The organism is Spiribacter curvatus (assembly GCF_000485905.1).
Lineage (GTDB): Bacteria > Pseudomonadota > Gammaproteobacteria > Nitrococcales > Nitrococcaceae > Spiribacter > Spiribacter curvatus.
Genome location: NC_022664.1, coordinates 49,144 through 67,898, shown reverse-complemented (window position 1 = coordinate 67,898; position 18,755 = coordinate 49,144). Strand labels below are relative to the sequence as shown.

Annotated in this window: 16 protein-coding genes; 7 read left to right on the top strand and 9 right to left on the bottom strand. The window is 65.8% G+C overall.

Translation table 11 applies throughout. The annotated features are described in order from the left end of the window. Position 1: 1 nt before the first annotated feature. From trkA to def, 7 genes are read right to left on the bottom strand one after another with little or no spacing between them, the layout of a single operon-like run. Positions 2-1,378 carry a Trk system potassium transporter TrkA gene (gene trkA / locus SPICUR_RS00285; RefSeq protein ID WP_023364853.1) on the bottom strand — a complete coding sequence of 459 codons (1,377 nt, stop codon included), beginning with the start codon at positions 1,376-1,378 and terminating at the stop codon, positions 2-4. Beyond that, positions 1,375-2,745 (bottom strand): sigma-54-dependent transcriptional regulator, encoded by a 1,371-nt coding sequence (locus SPICUR_RS00280; protein WP_023364851.1) that lies wholly within the window; start codon positions 2,743-2,745, stop codon positions 1,375-1,377. The genes trkA and SPICUR_RS00280 overlap by 4 nt, the downstream gene beginning before the upstream one ends. Continuing rightward, positions 2,745-4,919 (bottom strand): sensor histidine kinase NtrY-like, encoded by a 2,175-nt coding sequence (locus tag SPICUR_RS00275; RefSeq protein WP_023364849.1) that lies wholly within the window; start codon positions 4,917-4,919, stop codon positions 2,745-2,747. The genes SPICUR_RS00280 and SPICUR_RS00275 overlap by 1 nt, the downstream gene beginning before the upstream one ends. Then, a complete protein-coding gene (locus tag SPICUR_RS00270; protein WP_023364847.1) occupies positions 4,916-5,458 on the bottom strand; it encodes a DUF4390 domain-containing protein in 543 nt (180 codons plus the stop codon). The genes SPICUR_RS00275 and SPICUR_RS00270 overlap by 4 nt, the downstream gene beginning before the upstream one ends. 10 nt (positions 5,459-5,468) lie before the next feature. Then, positions 5,469-6,785 (bottom strand): 16S rRNA (cytosine(967)-C(5))-methyltransferase RsmB, encoded by a 1,317-nt coding sequence (gene rsmB, locus SPICUR_RS00265; protein ID WP_023364845.1) that lies wholly within the window; start codon positions 6,783-6,785, stop codon positions 5,469-5,471. Next, positions 6,763-7,722 (bottom strand): methionyl-tRNA formyltransferase, encoded by a 960-nt coding sequence (fmt, locus tag SPICUR_RS00260; protein WP_076742121.1) that lies wholly within the window; start codon positions 7,720-7,722, stop codon positions 6,763-6,765. The genes rsmB and fmt overlap by 23 nt, the downstream gene beginning before the upstream one ends. Beyond that, complete coding sequence (def, locus tag SPICUR_RS00255; protein WP_041381918.1) at positions 7,719-8,252, bottom strand: peptide deformylase; 534 nt, start codon at positions 8,250-8,252, stop codon at positions 7,719-7,721. The genes fmt and def overlap by 4 nt, the downstream gene beginning before the upstream one ends. Before the next feature lie 119 nt (positions 8,253-8,371). On the opposite strand from def, the gene SPICUR_RS00250 reads away from it, so the two are divergent. The 5 genes from SPICUR_RS00250 to tsaC are packed head-to-tail and all read left to right on the top strand — an operon-like array spanning position 8,372 to position 13,391. Then, positions 8,372-8,773, top strand: a complete 402-nt coding sequence (locus tag SPICUR_RS00250; RefSeq protein WP_023364839.1) for a hypothetical protein — start codon at positions 8,372-8,374, stop codon at positions 8,771-8,773. Continuing rightward, positions 8,766-9,917, top strand: coding sequence for a DNA-processing protein DprA (dprA, locus tag SPICUR_RS00245; RefSeq protein ID WP_023364837.1), 1,152 nt, complete (start codon positions 8,766-8,768; stop codon positions 9,915-9,917). Before SPICUR_RS00250 ends, dprA begins: the two co-directional genes overlap by 8 nt. Next, positions 9,914-10,387: a Smg family protein gene (locus SPICUR_RS00240; protein ID WP_023364835.1), complete on the top strand. Its 474-nt coding sequence runs from the start codon at positions 9,914-9,916 to the stop codon at positions 10,385-10,387. Before dprA ends, SPICUR_RS00240 begins: the two co-directional genes overlap by 4 nt. A 6-nt stretch (positions 10,388-10,393) precedes the next feature. Then, positions 10,394-12,802: a DNA topoisomerase I gene (locus SPICUR_RS00235; RefSeq protein ID WP_023364833.1), complete on the top strand. Its 2,409-nt coding sequence runs from the start codon at positions 10,394-10,396 to the stop codon at positions 12,800-12,802. Between the two features lies 1 nt (position 12,803). Next, on the top strand, positions 12,804-13,391 hold the full coding sequence (gene tsaC, locus SPICUR_RS00230) for an L-threonylcarbamoyladenylate synthase type 1 TsaC (protein WP_023364831.1): 588 nt from the start codon (positions 12,804-12,806) through the stop codon (positions 13,389-13,391). An 86-nt stretch (positions 13,392-13,477) separates the two neighbouring features. Here the strand turns inward: tsaC and moaA are convergent, their stop codons facing one another. Further along, positions 13,478-14,395, bottom strand: a complete 918-nt coding sequence (gene moaA, locus SPICUR_RS00225; protein ID WP_023364829.1) for a GTP 3',8-cyclase MoaA — start codon at positions 14,393-14,395, stop codon at positions 13,478-13,480. Next, the gene (locus tag SPICUR_RS00220; protein WP_023364827.1) at positions 14,392-14,835 is read right to left on the bottom strand and encodes a molybdenum cofactor biosynthesis protein MoaE; all 444 of its coding nucleotides are present in this window, start codon (positions 14,833-14,835) and stop codon (positions 14,392-14,394) included. The genes moaA and SPICUR_RS00220 overlap by 4 nt, the downstream gene beginning before the upstream one ends. A gap of 84 nt (positions 14,836-14,919) precedes the next feature. Here SPICUR_RS00220 and hemF point away from each other — a divergent pair, with 84 nt between their 5' ends. Continuing rightward, a complete protein-coding gene (gene hemF, locus SPICUR_RS00215) occupies positions 14,920-15,846 on the top strand; it encodes an oxygen-dependent coproporphyrinogen oxidase (RefSeq protein WP_023364825.1) in 927 nt (308 codons plus the stop codon). Between the two features lie 205 nt (positions 15,847-16,051). Further along, a complete protein-coding gene (gene aceE / locus SPICUR_RS00210) occupies positions 16,052-18,733 on the top strand; it encodes a pyruvate dehydrogenase (acetyl-transferring), homodimeric type (RefSeq protein WP_237220334.1) in 2,682 nt (893 codons plus the stop codon). The last annotated feature ends 22 nt before the right edge of the window (positions 18,734-18,755 follow it).

The following is an 18,755-nucleotide window of genomic DNA, read 5'->3' as shown; positions in this document are numbered from 1 at the left end:
CCTAGAGAAAGGTGACGCCGACCGAGAAGAGCTTTTCCACGTCACTCAGGCGGCTCTTATCGACAAGGAACAGGATGACGTGATCCTCAGGCTCAATCACCGTGTCGTGATGCGCCATGACCACCTCCTCACCCCGGACGATGGCGCCGATGGTGGTCCCCCGGGGCAGGCGGATCTGGTCAATACGCCGCCCGATCACCTCTGAGCTGCCAGAGTCGCCATGCGCGATGGCCTCGATGGCCTCGGCGGCACCACGGCGCAGGCTGTGCACTGTCGCCACATCGCCCCGGCGGATATGCGCCAGAAGGCTGCCGATGGTGGCCTGCTGCGGGGAGATCGCGACATCGATGTCGTCGCTCGACTGGATCAGATCGACATAAGCGGCCCGGTTGATGAGCGCCATCACCGTCCGCGCACCCCGACGCTTGGCGAGCATGGCCGAGAGGATATTGGCCTCGTCGTCGTTGGTCAGTGCACAGAACACATCCGTGTTCTCGATGTTCTCCTCGAGCAGCAGATCCTCATCGGCCGCATCACCGCGCAATACAATCGTCTTCTTGAGCTCATCGGCGATCGCGCGGCAGCGCTGCGGATTCTGCTCGATGAGCTTCACCTGGTATTTCGTCTCCAGCGACTTGGCAAGACGCATACCGATGTTGCCACCGCCGGCGAGCATGATGCGTTTGACCGGCTTGTCGAGACGACGCAGCTCGCTCATGACGGCACGGATATTCTTGCGCGCGGCGACGAAGAACACCTCATCGCCCGCCTCAAGGACCGTATCGCCCTCGGGAATGATCGCACTGCCCCGACGATAGATGGCGGCGACGCGGGTCTGCACGCCCGGGACGTGCTCACGCAGGGTGCGCAGCTCCTGGCCCACCAGCGGGCCCCCATAGTAGGCGCGCACGCCCACCAGGCGGACCCTGCCAGCGGCGAAGTCCATGACCTGCAGCGCCCCGGGATGCTCGATCAGGCGACGCACGTACTGGGTGACGAGCTGCTCCGGACTGATCAGGACATCAATGGGCAGGGCATCGGGGGCAAAGATCTGGGGATGGGATAGGTGCTCCACCGCCCGTACCCGGGCGATCTTGCTCGGTGTGCGGAACAGGGTGGCGGATATCTGGCAGGCCACCATATTGGCCTCGTCCGAGTCGGTGACGGCAATGACCATGTCGGCATCATCGGCACCGGCCCGCTCGAGCACCGCCGGGTAGGTCGCGTTCCCCACCACGGTGCGCAGATCGAGGCGATCCTGGAGGCCCTGCAGGATCTGGGACTCCCGGTCGACCACCGTGATGTCGTTGTCTTCGCTGGTCAGGTTGGCCGCCACGGTACCGCCGACCTGGCCGGCCCCTAGAATGATGATCTTCATGGTCGGCCTCCGCCGGTCTCGCCGGCATCGCGGGGATCAATGCCCAGCGCACGCAGTTTGCGATAGAGATGGGTCCGCTCCATGCCGGCGAGACGGGCCAGCTGGGCGACACTGCCCTCGGCGCGCTGCAGCTGTTTCTGCAGATAGGCGCGCTCGAAATGCTCACGCGCCTCGCGCAGCGGCAGATCCAGTGCCTGCGGCCAGTCACCGCCGAGCCGATCCGGCGGACGCTGGGCGATCGCCTCCTCGACCTCGCCCACCTCGATGTCGACACCATCACCGAGCACCAGCAGACGCTGGACCAGGTTGTGCAGCTCCTGCACGTTACCCTGCCAGTGGTGATTGCGCAGCCGATTCTGGGCCGCCACCGTGAAGCGTCGGTACCCGAGCTGCTCGGTCTCGACCAGACGGTCGACATGGAAGGCCACCAGCTCAGGGATATCCTCGGCATGCTCGCGCAGCGGCGGGACCGCCAGCGGAATCACGCTCAGTGCGTAGGCGAGATCCTGGCGGAAGCGTCCTGCCCGGGCCTCGGCGGCAAGATCATAGCGCGTGACCGCGATCATCCGCACATCCAGCGGGATCTGGGCTGCGCCGCCAACGCGCTGGAACCGGCCGGCCTCGATCGCCGAGGCGAGCCGCGTCTGCGCCCCGGCATCCAGATCGGCTGCGCCGTCGAGGATGAGCGTCCCGCCAGCGGCGGCCTCCAGCCGACCCGGCACGATCTGCCCGTCCCGCTCCTGACCGAACAGCTCCACGGCCGCCGACTCCCCGGCCAGGGTACCGGCGGCCACCTCCACCAGCGGGCCCGCCCGGCGTCCGCTCAGGCCATGGATATAGCGCCCGAGGCACTTCCGGCCGCTGCCCGGCTCGCCAGTGATCAGTACCCAGCTGTCGGTGGCGGCGAGGCGTTCGGCCTGCTCGCGTAGACCGCGCATCACAGCGCTGCGCCCCACCGGCTCGATCACCGACACCGGTGCGGCCGCGGGCTCGGCGGCGGGCGCCTTCAGGGCCTGCTCCACTGTCGCCAGCAGCTTGCCCATCGACAGGGGCTTTTCAACAAAGTCGATGGCGCCATGGCGGGTCGCCTCCACCGCCGTTTCCACCGTGCCGTGGCCGGAGATCATCACCACGGGGAAGGGGCAGGCCCCGGCCTGCGCCCACTCCTTGAGCAGCGAGATGCCATCCTCGCCGGGCATCCAGATATCCAGCAACACCAGCTGCGGCGGGCGCTCTTGCAGTACCCGCCGTGCCGCGCCCGCACTCTCGGCGGTCGTCACCTCATAGCCCTCGTCCTCGAGGATCTCACGAACCAGTTCGCGGATATCCGGCTCGTCATCAACGACCAGCACATAGGCCTTTGTCATCAAGCGTTCTCCCATTGGGCGTCGTCGCTCACAACACCGGGCAGTCGCACCGAGATCCGGGCGCCGCCATCAACATTCCGGGCAGTGATCGTGCCATTGTGCTCCTCGACGATCTTTTTAACGATCGCAAGCCCCAGTCCCGAGCCGCGGGTCTTGGTGCTGACATAGGGCTCGAAGAGCTGATCAAGCATCGCATCGGCAAGTCCCGGCCCATTATCCTGAACGTCGAGTTCGACGCCCTGGGCATGACGCCCACTGCCCCGCCGGGTGGAGACCACAATCTGACAGTCACCCGCATCGTCCGCCTCGAGCGCGTTCCGGATGAGATTGTTGAGGAGCTGGCGCAACCGCCCGGGGTCAGCCTGCAACCCGGGCAGTCCATCATCCAGCTCGACACTGATGGACGCTCCGGTGGACTGCCCGCGATAGAGTTCAACCACCTCCTGTACCAGGGCATTGAAGTCCACCGTCCGGGGTTGCAGGACCGGCGGCCGGGCGTATTCGGAGAAGGCCTGCACCATCTCCTTCATCGCCTCCACCTGATGGATGATGGTCTCGGTGGAGCGCTGCAACAGCGCCGCCTCGTCGCCACTGAGCCGATGAGCGACCTTGTGCTGGAGCCGCTCGGCGGATAGCTGGATGGGCGTCAGGGGGTTACGGATCTCATGAGCCAGGCGCCGGGCCACCTCGCCCCAGGCGGCATCGCGCTGGGCCTGAATGAGCGTCGTGACATCGTCGAACACGATCACCTCACCGCCCTCATCGCCCTCGCCCGGCAGCATGGCGCCACTGCAGATCAGTGACCGCCGGCCCTCGCGGGTATCCAGGCTGAGTTCGGCCCGCCACTCGGCCTCCGACGCCCGACGATGGGCGTCGACATGGTCGACGAACGGACTGAGGTCAGGGAATCGCTGCACCAGTGCCGAAAGCGGCCGACCAACGCCTTCCTCAAGCGGCAGAGACAGGATCTCCACAGCCGCCTGATTGTAGGTGCGCAGCGTGCCATCGGGCGCCAGCGCCAGCACCCCGGACGACAGTCGTCCCAGCACGGTCTCCAGATAGGTCCGCTGCGACTCGACCAGTGCCTGACTCTGGCGCGCGGCATCGCGGACATTGGCCACCCGTCGACTCATGTCATTGAACGAGCGCACCAGAAACCCGAGCTCGTCATTACCGGCTGGCGGCAGCTGGGTACCGTATTCGCCCGCCGCCATCGCCCGGGTGCCCTCCGCCAGCCGGCTGACCGGCGCCACCAGCCGCCGCGCCAGATAGAAGGCGGACCACACCGCGAACAGCAGTGACAGCAGCAGCACCAGCGACAGGGTCAGGCTGAAGCTATCCTTCAGTGGCCCGCGCAGATAGGCGAGCTCGCGGTATTCGCTGAAGGCCGTCTCTACCTCGGCAGCCAGGTCATTGATTCGTGGCGAGACCTGGAAAAGCCCCTGCAGGATCCGTGTCTTGCCCGGCCCGTCCGGCCCGGGAGCGCGCACCAGTGCGCGAATGTGCAGGCCGGCGTTCTCAATCGGATCAAGCCCGACGTAGGGCCGTCCCTGGCGCAGTTGCAGCAGGATGCTCTCCTCCGGCCGATGCGGCAGGATGCTGTCGGTATCGACGCTGCTTGCCGCAATGATCCGGCCGTTCTCACCGATCAGCGTGAGCTCTGAGGCGCCGGTGCGTCCACGCAGGTCACCGAGCGTGATCGGTGCCATGGCCGGCGTCACGTCGGCGAGTTCCTGCGCGGCCTCCTCGAGGCGCTGCTGCATGTCGCGCATGCGCTGATCGAGTGACGCCTGGGAGAGGGTCAGGGCGTCTTCCAGGGCATTCTCGATACGCACGTCGAACCAGCTGTCCACGCCCCGCTGCAGAAACTGCATCGAGAACCCATAGACCACCAGCCCGGGCACCACCGCCAGCACCACGAACAGAGCCATCAATCGCAGCGTCAGCCGACTGCCGGTCTCGCGCGCCCGGAACGAACGGACCAACCGCTGCAGGTTGTTGATGATCAGTCCCGAGAGCACGACCAGCACCACGCCGTTGATCAGTAACAGCCAGAGATAGAGCCGACCGAAGCGCGCCGAATTCTCGGTGGCCGCACTGAGCAGGTAGAGCGAGAGCACCAGCAGCACACTGAGCAGGATGCGGATGATCGCCTGACGCGGCAGCCAGCTCATGGACGCACCTCGAGCGATTGGGTCTCGCTGCTCAGCTGCCAGTCGGCATTGGTCCAGGCGACCGTCCGCAGCAGTCGTGGCAACGCATCCACCTCCAACCGGGTATCGAGGCTGAGCCGATAGTCGTGGGCTGGATCAAGACGGTCGCGCCCGATCACCGGCCAGGCCTCGATCTCGCCGAGTCGCATCAGCAGGGCATTGAGCGTGCGAAAGCTACGGCTCTCGCCACTCGCAAGACGGTTGAGCACATAGCGGCGGCTGATGGCGTGATAGGCCAACCGGTAGCGCCGCTGCTGATCCGCCACCTCGACATCGCGCCACCACCAGCGCGGGCGCTCCAGCCCCAGACGCTGGACGATCACCAGGTCGACGCCATTCTCCAGCGCCTCGATCGCGGTACTGCTCAGTGAGTAGTCGATCCGGGCGTCCACGACCAGCAGCTGGTCGTCGAACCGGCTCTCGAAGCTGGCAACGCTGAACGCGGACGCCTCGGTCGCGACGCTGACCAGAACCAGCCAGAGCAACCCGGCCAGCGGCACCGATCGGCGCCTAGCGCTTTTCCAGACAGGCATAATAAAAGCCATCGACACCGGCCTCGCCGGTCAGTATCTGCTGGCCACAACCCACTGATTGCCCCACCGGCAGCGCCGGCGGGATCACATGAACATCATCATGATCGCCGACGAAGGCCGCGATGACCGATTCGTTCTCGGCCTGGATGACCGAACAGGTGCAGTAAACCAACCGGCCACCCGCTGCGAGCAACGGCCAGAGCGCCTCCAGCAGGCGGCGCTGGTCGTCGGCCAGACGCGGGATATCGGCCTCGCGCCGCAGCCACTTGATATCCGGATGCCGGCGGATGACACCGGTACCCGAACAGGGCGCGTCGATAAGGATGCGCTCGAATGGCTGGCCATCCCACCACTGATCCGGCGTGGTGGCATCCGCTGCCCGGCACTCACCCTCGAGCCCCACTCGCTCCAGGGTCTCCGAGACCCGCCGCAGTCGCCCGGCGTCACTATCGAGCGCCAGCAGCGAGGGCCAGGAGCGCTCGAGCAGATGCGCCGACTTGCCACCGGGCGCGGCGCAGGCATCCAGCACCCGATGGTGGTCCGCGGCGTCGAGCAGCGGAGCGGCCAGCTGGGCGACGGCATCCTGGACCGAGCAGTCCCCCTCGCTGAATCCCGGCAGTGCCTCCACACTCACCGGGGCCTGCAGGACCAGCGCGTCGTCAAAGCCGGGCAGCCGGTCGGCAGCGAGCCCCGCCGCCGCCAGCCGCTGCTGATAGGCCGCAACCGACACGCGTCGGCGGTTGACCCGCAGGGTCATTGGCGCGCGGTCGTTCTGAGCCGTGAGCAGCGCCGGCCAGTCCGCCGGCCAGTCCGCCTGCAGCCGCTCGAGCAGCCAGTCCGGGACCGACTCGCGTTGAGCGGGATCCGCATCCACCGCGGCCAGACAGCCATCGCCATCGCCATCGCGCTGGAACCGCCGCAGCACTGCATTGATCAGTTTCGCGGCCCAGGGCTTGCCGCGCTGGCGTGCCACTGCAACCGTCTCCGAGACCGCTGCGTGGGCAGGTACATCCATCGCCAGCAACTGGAAGAATCCGATCTCCAACAGCAGCGCCATATCCTGATCACGACCCCGCAGACGGCTGCGCAGGAATCGATCGCGAATCGCGCCAAGCCGCCGATGGTGGCGCAGCACGCCATAGGCGATCGCCCGGCACAGGCCGACATCCCGTCCGTCGCCATCCACCGGAGCATGCTCGGCGAGGGCCCGATCCAGCGAACGGCCCCGGCCGAGCACGGCCAGCAGGACCTCCACGGCGGCCGCGCGGGGGTCAGTCGAGGGTTTCGCCGGCATACACGGGGTGTCCACGGAGGAAATCGGCGACCGGCTGGGCACGCCCGCCCGGCGCCTGAACGCATTGCAGTCGAAGCAGACCGTCACCGGTCTGCACGTCGATACCCTTCTCACCCACCGCGACCACGGTCCCTGGCGCGTGGGGCGTAGCGCTGCCGGCAACGGCCTCGGCCCGCCATACCTTAAGGCGATCATCGCCTCGCTGAGCCCGCATCACCGGCCAGGGGTCGAAGGCACGGATACGGCGCTCCGTCTCCACTGCCGGGCGCTGCCAGTCGATCCAGGCCTCGTCGGCGCTGATCTTGCCGGCGTGGGTCACGCCGGTGTCTGCCTGGGGTGTCGCCCGGCGTTCACCGTTCAGCCAGGCGCCGAGCGTATCGACGAGCAGCCCGGCACCGAGGCCGGCGAGGCGATCATGGACCGTGGCGCCGGTATCGTCCGGTGCAATCGGTGTGGGGCGGGTGGCGATCACCGGACCGGTGTCGAGCCCTGCTTCCATCTCCATGAGACAGACACCGGTCTCGGCATCACCGGCCTCGATGGCCCGCTGGATCGGCGCCGCGCCGCGCCACCGGGGCAGCAGCGAGGCATGGATGTTGAGACAGCCGTAGGTGGGGATCGCCAGTACCGCCGGCGGCAGGATCAGCCCGTACGCCGCGACCACCATGACGTCGGGCTGATACGCCGCGAGCTGCGCCTGGGCGCTTGCGCCGCCGGGGCGATCGGGCTGCTCGACGGTCAGGCCGTGATGCCGGGCGGCGGTCTTGACGGCCGAGGGGCGCGGTTGCCGACCCCGTCCGGCGGGCCGATCAGGCTGTGTGTAGACCGCGACAACGTCATAACCGGCCGCCACCAGGGCATCAAGGGCGGGCACCGCGAACGCCGGCGTACCGGCATAGACAATCCGCGGTGGCGCGTCAGTGCCCGCCGCGATCAGACCGACCCCGTTCGGGCGGATTGATCACCGCGCTGGCGGGCCGCCTTTTCATAGCGCCGGCGCAGTCGCTTGCGCTTGAGCTCCGAGAGATGATCAATGAACAGGCGCCCGTCGATATGGTCGATCTCATGCTGGAGACAGCGGGCCATCATTCCCTCGGCCTCAACCTCGAACGTCTCGCCATCGAGTCCCAGGGCACGAACGGTCACGGCATCCACCCGCTCGACGTTGTCGGTATAGCCGGTGATGGACAGGCAGCCCTCTTCGGCCGTATCACGGGTATCGCTGCGCTGGACGATCTCGGGATTGATGAACACCATGGGCTCGTTGCCCGCGTCGCTGACATCAACCACGACCACGCGCTCATGGACATCGATCTGCGTCGCCGCCAGACCGATCCCCGGCGCGTCGTACATGGTCTCGCACATGTCGTCGACCAGCGCACGGATCCGCTCATCGATGTGCTCGACCGGTTTCGCCTGGCGGCGGAGCCTTTCATCGGGGTACTGGAGGATTTCGCGTATCGCCATGAGACTATCCGTTAAAAGCGGTGACGGTATGACACCGGGGTCATGATGGGTCCGGCCCTCAGTGTATCGAACCGCCGCCACCTGCGACCAGCCAATCCCCGGCACGACAAGGAGAGACCATGATCGCGCGGTTCAACCGGTCCCTGCCCGCAGCGCTTGGAATGATGCTGGCAGCACTACCCGTGCTCGCCTCGCCGCCGGCGCTGTTCCCGGTCAGCCAGCACCTGCCCCGCGTTGTAATGGGTGAGGAGGGACGCCGCCTCAATGCGGCCGGCGACCGGATCTATGCCGCAGGACTCAGTGGCCGCACCGCGACCCGCTACCTCCTGCTCCGCCCGGGGCCGGTGCTGACCGGCGACCGCGGCCAGCGCCTGGGGCGCAGCAGCATTGCGCTCGGCGAGGCCCGACGAGTCACTGATGGCGAGCCCGCGCTGCTACGAATCGAGCGATCGCGCCGCGAGATCCGCCCCGGGGATTACCTGCTGGCCATCGAACCGGATCGGCGCGTCGGCCATGACTGACGCGGCACTCGAGAGCTGGCTGTGCATGGCCCGACTCAAAGGCGTCGGGCCACAGGCCAGCAACCGGATCCTCGAGGCATACGGCGATCCCGACCGCTACCTGGCGGCGAGCGAAGCCGATCGTGCCGCGCGCGGCCTGCCAAAGGCCGCCGTCACTGCGCCCCGCGACCGCGCGGCCGTTGCCGATGGAATCGCTGCGGATCGGCGCTGGGCCGAGGCGGCGGACTGTCACATCATCACCCGCGACGATCCCCGCTATCCGCCAGCGCTCGCGCGCATCGGCGATCCGCCGCCGGTGCTGTTCGTGCGCGGTGACGCCGACGTGCTGGTTCAGCCACAGATCGCCGTTGTCGGTGCCCGGCACGCCTCCGAGAGCGGACGCCGCACCGCCGAGGCATTCGCCGCCCACCTCGCGGCGGCGGGACTGACCATCACCAGCGGGCTTGCCCTCGGCATCGATACGGCGGCCCATGAGGGCGCCCTGGCGGTGGGCGGCGCAACCGTCGCGGTCATGGCGACCGGTCCGGATCGGGTCTATCCGCGCGACAACCATCCGCTCGCCCACTCGATCGGACAACACGGCGCGATCGTCACCGAGATGCCGGTCGGCACACCGGTTACCCGCGGTCTCTTTCCGCGCCGCAACCGACTGATCGCCGGGCTGTCGGTGGGCACCGTCGTGATCGAGGCGGGTCGCAACAGTGGCGCACTGGGTACCGCCTACCGGGCGATCGATTCGGGCCGCGAGGCCATGGCCGTGCCCGGATCGATCCACAATCCCGTCGCCAAGGGCTGTCATGCACTGATCCGGGCCGGTGCGCGGCTGGTGGAATCCGCCGACCAGGTGATCGAGGAAATCAGGGCCGCAGTCGAGGGTTTCACCCCCCAGACGCCCGCACCCATGGCCGGCGGCAATGACGACACGGAGCACCCGGAGTCAGACTGGGCGGCGCTCGATGAGGAGGAAATCGCCGTGCTCGAGGCCATGGGTCACGACCCGATCGCGTTCGAGACACTGCTCCGGCGGGCTTCATTGACGCCCGATATCCTTTCATCCATTCTCCTGAAGCTCGAGCTTTCGGGCGATATCGCGCCCTCCAGCGGCGGTTACTACATGCGAACCAGCAATCGAGCGGGCGGATGAAAGAAAACGTCTTCGAGATCCTGATGTACCTGTTCGAGCACTACTTCCAGGACGCCGTCGACATCGATCCCAACCGTGCACAGATCGAGGCCGACCTCCGCGACGCCGGATTTCCGGACCCACAGATTCTCAAGGCCCTCGCCTGGATTGACGCCCTGGCGGAAAGCCGCGATCTGCCGGTCTCCGCACTTGGACCCTCGGCGATCCGGATCTATACCAGCGCCGAAACGGCCCGACTTGATGTCGAGTGCCGCGGTTTCATGCTGTTCCTCGAACAGGCCGGGATTCTCACGCCGGGTAGCCGCGAGCTGGTCATTGATCAGCTGATGGACCTGGATGACGATCTGATCGATCTCGACCAGCTGAAATGGGTCGTACTCATGGTGCTGTTCAGCCAGCCCGGTCAGGAAGAGGCCTGTGCTTCTATGGAAAGCCTGCTCTTTGAACCTCCCCATCCCACAAAACACTAAGCATACATGTCGCATTCTCTGGTTATCGTCGAGTCGCCTGCCAAGGCCGGCACCATCAACAAGTACCTCGGTAAGGATTTCGAGGTGATGGCGTCCTACGGTCATGTCCGTGACCTGATCGCCAAGGAGGGGGCGGTTGATCCCGGGCAGGATTTCGCCATGCACTACAGTGTGGTCGAGCGCAACGCCAAACAGGTGGACGCCATCGCCAAGGCTACCCGCAAGGCGGATGCCGTCTATCTGGCGACGGACCCGGACCGCGAGGGCGAGGCGATTTCCTGGCATCTGCTGGAGCTGCTTCGTGAACGCGGCGTCGTCGGCGACAAGCCCGTGCATCGGGTGGTTTTCTACGAGATCACCCGCGATGCGATCCGCGAGGCCATCGAGCATCCGCGCGGCCTCTCCGGCGACCTGGTCGACGCCCAGCAGGCGCGCCGCGCCCTCGATTACCTGGTGGGGTTCAACCTCTCGCCGCTACTCTGGCGAAAGATCACCAGTGGGCTGTCGGCCGGCCGGGTCCAGTCACCGGCGCTGCGGATGATCGTAGAGCGGGAAAAGGAGATCGAGGCGTTTGTTCCGCAGGAGTACTGGAGCGTCGAGGCCGACCTGCTCCAGGCGGACACGCCATTCGTCGGGCGCCTCCAGCAGCTCGACGGCGGCAAGGTCGAGCAGTTCACGATCAATAACGCCGAAACGGCCGAGAACACGTCGAAACGCATTCTCGAGGCGAGTGGGGCCGATGCCTCGCAGCCGCTCGGTGAGCCGCTGCCAGCGTCCGGTCAGGGCGAGCTGCTGGTGACCCGGGTCGAGAAAAAACAGCGCCGCCGCAATCCTGCGGCACCATTCATCACCTCCACGCTCCAGCAGGAGGCATCGCGCAAGCTGCGCTTTTCCGCCCAGCAGACCATGCGTATTGCCCAGCAGCTCTACGAAGGGATCGATACCGGCAGTGGTACGGCGGGGCTGATCACCTACATGCGGACCGACTCGGTCAATCTCTCCCAGGAGGCCGTCCACGGGCTGCGTGCGGTCATCGAGAAGCGTTTTGGCAAGGACAAACTCCCGGCGAAGCCCAACCAGTACCGGACCCGTGCCAAGAATGCCCAGGAGGCGCATGAGGGTATCCGCCCGACTGACGCCGAGCGGGCGCCGGAATCGCTCAAGGGCCATCTCTCCGAGGATCAGTACCGGCTATACGATCTGATCTGGAAGCGCAGCGTCGCCTGTCAGATGATCCATGCCACCATTGATACCGTCTCGGTCGATCTCGCCGCCGGCGATGTGGCGGGTTTCCGGGCCACCGGGTCCACCGTCCGCGACCCCGGCTTCATGGCGGTCTATCAGGAAGGCGCCGACGACCGGGGTGGCGATGCCAATGACCGCATCCTGCCGCCGCTCAGCGAGGGTGAGCGGATTCCGCTGACGGCGCTGCGCCCGGAACAGCACTTCACCGAGCCGCCGCCGCGGTACTCCGAGGCAAGCCTCGTCCGGGCGCTCGAGGAATACGGCATCGGCCGGCCGTCGACCTATGCCTCGATCCTCGCCACGCTTCAGGCGCGCAATTACGTGACCCAGGAGAACCGGCGGTTCAAGCCCACCGATACCGGGCGGGTGGTGACGAAATTCCTCACCGAGCACTTCGACCGCTACGTCGACTACGAATTTACCGCCCGCATGGAAGACCAGCTCGATGCCGTCTCCCGGGGCGAAACCGAGTGGGTGCCGGTGCTGCGTCAGTTCTGGGACCCCTTCCAGGAGCGCATCGAGGAAAAGCAGCAGGTCTCACGCAGCGAGGTGATGAAGGCGCGCGAGCTCGGTACCGATCCCGAAAGCGGCCGCCCCGTGTCGGCCCGGCTCGGTCGCTACGGGCCGTTCGCCCAGATCGGCACCCGCGAGGACGAGGAAAAGCCGAGATTCGCCAGCCTGCGGCCGGGACAGAGCATCGACACCATCACCCTCGACCAGGCACTGGCACTGTTCACGCTGCCGCGGGATCTGGGCACGACACCGGATGGACTGGCGCTCAGTGCCAACATCGGTCGCTTTGGACCCTATGTGCGCTTCGGCGACCAGTTTGCGTCCCTCAAAAAGGATGATGACCCGTATACGATCGGCCGCGATCGGGCCCTCGAGCTGGTTGAGGAGAAAAAGGAAAACATCGCCAAACGCACCATCCAGCGCTTTGACGATGGCGCGTTGACGGTCATGAAAGGCCGGTTTGGTCCGTATGTGACCGACGGTCGCAAGCGTGCCAAGGTCCCCAAGGACCGCGAGGCGGAGTCCCTCACCCGTGATGAGTGCCAGGCGCTGATCGACGAGGCCCCCGAACCCAAGGGCAAGGGCGGACGCAAGAAGACCGCCAGTGGTACCAGCAAGGCGAAGACCAGCCGCAAGAAGCCCTCATCCAGCAGCTGACATGGGACCTGCCAACCCAGCGCTGCGCCGCATCCGCGATGCCGTCCTCGCCGGGGGCGTTGGCGCCTATCCCACCGAGGGGGTCTGGGGGCTTGGGTGTGACCCCCTGAATACCGCCGCTATCCGGCGCCTGATCCGGCTCAAGGGGCGGGGTACGGATAAGGGTCTGATCGTGATCGCCGCGGATACCGCGCAACTCGAAGGTCTGGTGGAATGGCCGGTGCAGGCATCGATCCGCGACACCATGCTCGCGACCTGGCCCGGTCCCGTGACCTGGGTCATGCAGGCCGCTGACGGTCTGCCGGCGCTGCTGACCGGCGGGCGTTCCACCATCGCGGTCCGCGTTACCCGCCATCCGCCGGTGGTTGATCTCTGTCGGCGGGTCGGCTCGGCACTTGTCTCCACCAGCGCCAACCACAGTGGCAGGCCGGCCTGCCGGCGTTCCTGGCAGGTACGACGGGTTTTCGGAGCACAGCTCGACTGGTTACTGCCGGGTCCGCTCGGCGGTCAGCGCGGCCCGTCAGAGATCCGCGAGGCGGATACCGGGCGCATTCTCCGCGCCGCACCGGCATCACCCGCCGATGTATGACATCTCGATCCGGCGACTGTCGATCGGCTGCACGCCGGCAGTGCGACGCTCCGAGTAGCGATCATCGCGTCGCGACCAGATATCGGTCAGCGCCGCGTGGATGACCTCGTCACTCCCCCCTCGCGCAGGCGTTGGCGCAGATCGTGGCCGTCGCTGGCGAACAGACAGGTATAGAGCCTGCCCTCGGCTGACAGTCGGGCCCGCTTGCAGGTCCCGCAGAAGGGCTGGGTGACCGAGCTGATCAGGCCGATCTCCCCGCCGCCATCCCGATACCGGTAACGCGATGCCACCTCGCCGCGTTCGTTCGGCGCGAGGGGCTCGACCGGCCAGCGGGCCTCGATGCCATCCAGGACCTCGCGGGATGGCACGACGTGATCGTACCGCCAGCCATTGCTGTTGCCGACATCCATGTACTCGATAAAACGCACGATATGGGCCGTGCCGCGGAAATGCGCCGCCATTGCCGGGATGTCGTGATCGTTGACGCCCTTCTGCACCACCATGTTGATCTTGATCGGCCCCAGGCCGGCGGCCTCGGCGTTGTCGATGCCCGCGAGCACGCGGGCCACCGGGAAGCCGACATCGTTCATGCGCTGGAACGTGGTGTCATCGATGCCGTCGAGGCTGACGGTGATCCGGTCAAGACCGGCGGCGCGGAGTGCATGCGCCTTCTCCCGGGTCAGCAGCGAGGCGTTGGTGGTCAGGCTGATGTCGTCAATGCCGGGGATGCCGCGCAGCTGCTCCACCAGTGTCTCCAGCCCCCGACGTAGCAGGGGTTCGCCCCCGGTCAGGCGCAGCTTGCGCACACCGATCCGCGAGAACACCGCGGCCAACCGGGCGATTTCCTCGAACGAGAGTAATTCCCGGCGCGGCAGAAAGGCATGATCGGCGCCGAACAGCGCCCGGGGCATACAGTAACCACAGCGGAAGTTGCAGCGGTCGGTCAGCGAGATGCGCAGATCCCGCAGTGGCCGGTCGTACTGATCGGTGATGGGTTGTGTCATTCGACCGACTCACCCGCGCCCGGCAGCGTCTCGCCCTGTTGATAGACCTGCGATCCATCGGCATAAGTCTCGCGCTTCCACACCGGTGCCGTTGCCTTGAGCCGGTCAATGGCGAATCGTGCCGCATCGAACGCCTCGGCCCGATGGGCGGCACGCACCACGACCACGACACTCAGCTCACCCACCGCAAGCCGGCCGGTGCGATGACGGATGGCGCAACTGATGATATCGAACCGCGACAGCGCTTCGGATTCCACCGTCGCGAGGGCGCGTTCAGCAAGCGGCGCATAGGCCGAGTACTCGATGTCGGTGACTGACTGACCGGCATGATGACGGCGGACGGTGCCACCAAAGACCACGACTGCACCGGCGTCCGCCGACGCGGTATCATCGAACAGCTGGTCAAGATCAATCGCTGCGGCATCGACGCGTTCCGTCACGGTGATTTCCCTGGCCCATGTCAGCAACTATCCTCACACGCCCGACACTCGTTATAAATACGCAAATTGTGGTGCGACACCTTTATGATCGATGCCGACGCCATTCGCCGTTATCTCCTCGACCTCCAGGACCGGATCTGTACCGAGCTCACCGCGCTCGACGGCAGCGGCTTCCGCGAAGACGCCTGGGACCGTGATGCCGGCGGCGGGGGGCGGACGCGCGTGCTGAGCAACGGTGGTACCTTTGAGCAGGCCGGCGTCAATTTCTCGCACGTCTTCGGTCATGCCCTGCCGGCCACGGCGAGTGAACGGCGCCCCGAGCTCGCGGGCCGCCACTTCCAGGCGCTCGGCGTCTCACTGGTGGTCCACCCCCGCAATCCCTACATACCCACCTCACATGCCAATGTGCGGTTTTTCCTCGCCGAGGCGGAGGACGCCGATCCCGTCTGGTGGTTCGGTGGCGGGTTCGATCTGACACCTTTCTATCCCTTCGACGAAGACTGCCGGCACTGGCACCAGATCGCCCACGATGCCGTCGCCCCCTGGGGCGATGACCTCTATCCGCGCTTCAAGACCTGGTGTGATGACTACTTCTACCTGCCCCATCGCGGAGAGACGCGTGGCATTGGCGGACTTTTCTTTGATGACTTCGACCGCGGCGGATTCGAGTCAGCATTCGGGCTCATGCGCTCGGTCGGAGATGGCTACATGGCGGCCTACCGCCCCATCGTAGAGGCCCGTCAGGGAACCCCATACACCGAGCGTGAGCGTGACTTCCAGCTCTATCGCCGGGGTCGCTATGTCGAGTTCAACCTCCTCTTCGACCGGGGTACCAAGTTCGGTATCCAGTCTGGCGGCCGGACCGAATCGATCCTCATGTCCATGCCGCCGCTGGCACGCTGGGAATACGACTATCAGGCCGCTGACGGCACCCCCGAGGCTGATCTGGCCCACCGATACCTCGTGCCACAGACCTGGATCCAGTCGGACGGGCAGCCGTCACACAAGTGATGGCCTGACGGTCTGACTTCATACAGCCTGTGCCTGTGGGTCCAAAATGATGGGGCGACAACTCGCAATCACTGGGTTAGTTTGGTGGATCTGAAGCGCCGTATTTTTTCCGCAGCGCAACAATAACCTACAGCGATCAAGGGTCTGGTCACACAAAAACCGGGCCGCTAGGCTGTGCCCAGAAAGAAACCTAACGAGGTCAGAGATGGCAGCAAAAATGACGCCCATACCGACGCCGGACGACCTGGATCCGCAGGAGACGCAGGAGTGGCTCGAGGCGATCGAGTCGGTCCTCGAATATGAAGGGCCGGAGCGGGCGCAATTTCTGCTCGAACAATTGGTGGACAAGGCCCGGCGCAGCGGCGGGCAGCTCCCCTTCAAGGCCACCACCGCCTATCAGAACACCATCCCGACCCAGCACGAGCAGCCGTTCCCGGGTGATCAGGCGCTGGAATCACGGATCCGCTCGATCATCCGCTGGAATGCCATGGCGATGGTGGTCCAGGCCAACCGCGACCGTGATGGGATCGGCGGGCATATCGCCTCGTTCGCCTCATCGGCGACGCTCTACGAGGTGGGCTTCAACCATTTCTGGCGCGCGCCAAGCGAGGATCATGGCGGTGATCTGGTGTTCATGCAGGGCCACTCGGCGCCGGGGATCTACGCCCGTGCCTACCTTGAAGGCCGTCTCGACGACGATGACCTGCACAATTTCCGCGCCGACCTCGCCAAGAGCGGCAAGCCGCTGTCCTCCTATCCGCATCCATGGCTGATGCCCGACTTCTGGCAGCTGCCGACGGTGTCCATGGGACTGGGCCCGATCATGGGCGTCTACCAGGCACGCTTTCTCAAGTACCTCCACAACCGCGGCATCGTCGATACCGCCAACCGCAAGGTCTGGGTATTCTGCGGCGATGGCGAGATGGACGAACCCGAGAGCCTTGGGGCCATCGGTGTCGCCGCCCGCGAGGGCCTCGACAACCTGATCTTCGTGATCAACTGCAACCTCCAGCGCCTTGATGGCCCGGTGCGGGGTAATGGCAAGATCATCCAGGAACTCGAGGGCGAGTTCCGCGGCGCCGGCTGGAACGTTCTCAAGGTACTCTGGGGCTCGGAGTGGGATCCGCTGCTCGCCAAGGACTCGCAGGGCCTGCTCCGGCGGCGCATGGACGAAGCGGTCGACGGCGAGTACCAGAACTTCAAGGCCAAGGGCGGCGCTTATACCCGGGAGCACTTCTTCGGCAAGTACCCCGAGCTAAAGGCGATGGTCGCGAACATGTCTGACGAGGACATCTGGCAGCTCAAGCGCGGCGGCCACGACTCGAACAAGGTCTACAATGCCTACCGCGCGGCGACCGAACACGAGGGTCAGCCGACCGTCATCCTCGCCAAGACGGTGAAGGGCTATGGCATGGGTGAGGCCGGCGAGGGCCAGAACATCACCCATCAGCAGAAGAAGATGGCGGAAAACGCCCTCAAGGATTTCCGCGATCGCTTCCATATCCCGGTGCCCGACGAGAAGGTGGCCGATGCACCGTTCTACAAGCCGGCCGAGGACTCGCCGGAGATCAAGTACCTCCACGAGCGCCGCGAGGCGCTGGGTGGCTATCTACCGGAGCGCCGCATCACCGCCGAGCCCGTGGAGATCCCGGATCTCTCCGCCTTCCAGGTGCTGCTCAAGGACAGTGGCGAGCGCGAGATGTCCACCACCATGGCGTTCGTCCGGGCGCTGTCGATCATTGCCCGCGACAAGGGGCTGACCTCGCGCCTGGTCCCGATCGTGCCCGATGAGGCGCGGACCTTCGGCATGGAGGGTCTGTTCCGTCAGCTCGGCATCTACGCCTCGGAGGGTCAGCTCTACGAACCGCAGGATGCCGATCAGCTGATGTACTACCGCGAGGATCAGAAAGGTCAGATCCTGCAGGAGGGCATCAACGAGGCGGGCGCCATGTCCAGCTGGATCGCCGCCGCGACCGCCTATGCCAACCACGGCATCGAGATGATTCCATTTTTCGCCTACTACTCGATGTTCGGCTACCAGCGAGTGGGCGATCTGTGGTGGGCGGCCGGCGACATGCAGGCCAAGGGCTTTCTCATGGGCGGTACCGCCGGGCGCACGACGCTGAATGGTGAGGGACTGCAGCACGAGGATGGACACAGCCATCTGATGACCGCGGCGCTACCCAACTGCCGCTCCTTTGACCCGACCTTCGCCTATGAGATGGCCGTGATCATCCAGGATGGCATGAAGCGGATGTATCAGGAGCAGGAGTCGGTCTTCTACTACATCACCATGATGAACGAGAACTACCATCAACCGGCGATGCCGGAGGGTGCCGAGGACGGCATCACCCGGGGCATGTACCTGTTCCAGCGGGGTGAGAGCGGCGAGCGTCGCGTGCAGCTGATGGGCTCCGGCAGCATCCTCATCGAGGTCATCGCTGCAGCGGATCTGCTCAAGCAGGACTGGGGCGTCGACAGTGATATCTGGAGCTGCACCTCCTTCACCGAGCTGCGTCGCGATGGCATCGACTGCGAGCGTCACAACATGCTGCATCCAGAGGACGCCCCGCGGGTTCCCTACGTCCAGCAGTGCCTCGCCGATCATCAGGGGCCGGCCATCGCCTCCACTGACTACATGCGGGCCTTTGCCGATCAGATCCGGCCCTACATTGACCGGCACTATGTGGTGCTGGGCACGGATGGCTACGGCCGGTCCGACACGCGCGAGAACCTGCGTCGCTTCTTCGAAGTGGATCGTTACTACGTGACCGTGGCGGCCCTCAAGGCACTCGCGGACGAGGGCACCATCAAGGCCGATCAGGTCAGCAAGGCGATCGCCCACTACAACATCGATACCGACGCCCCTAACCCGGTCACGGTCTAGCGGCGAGGCACGGCGCAGGAGG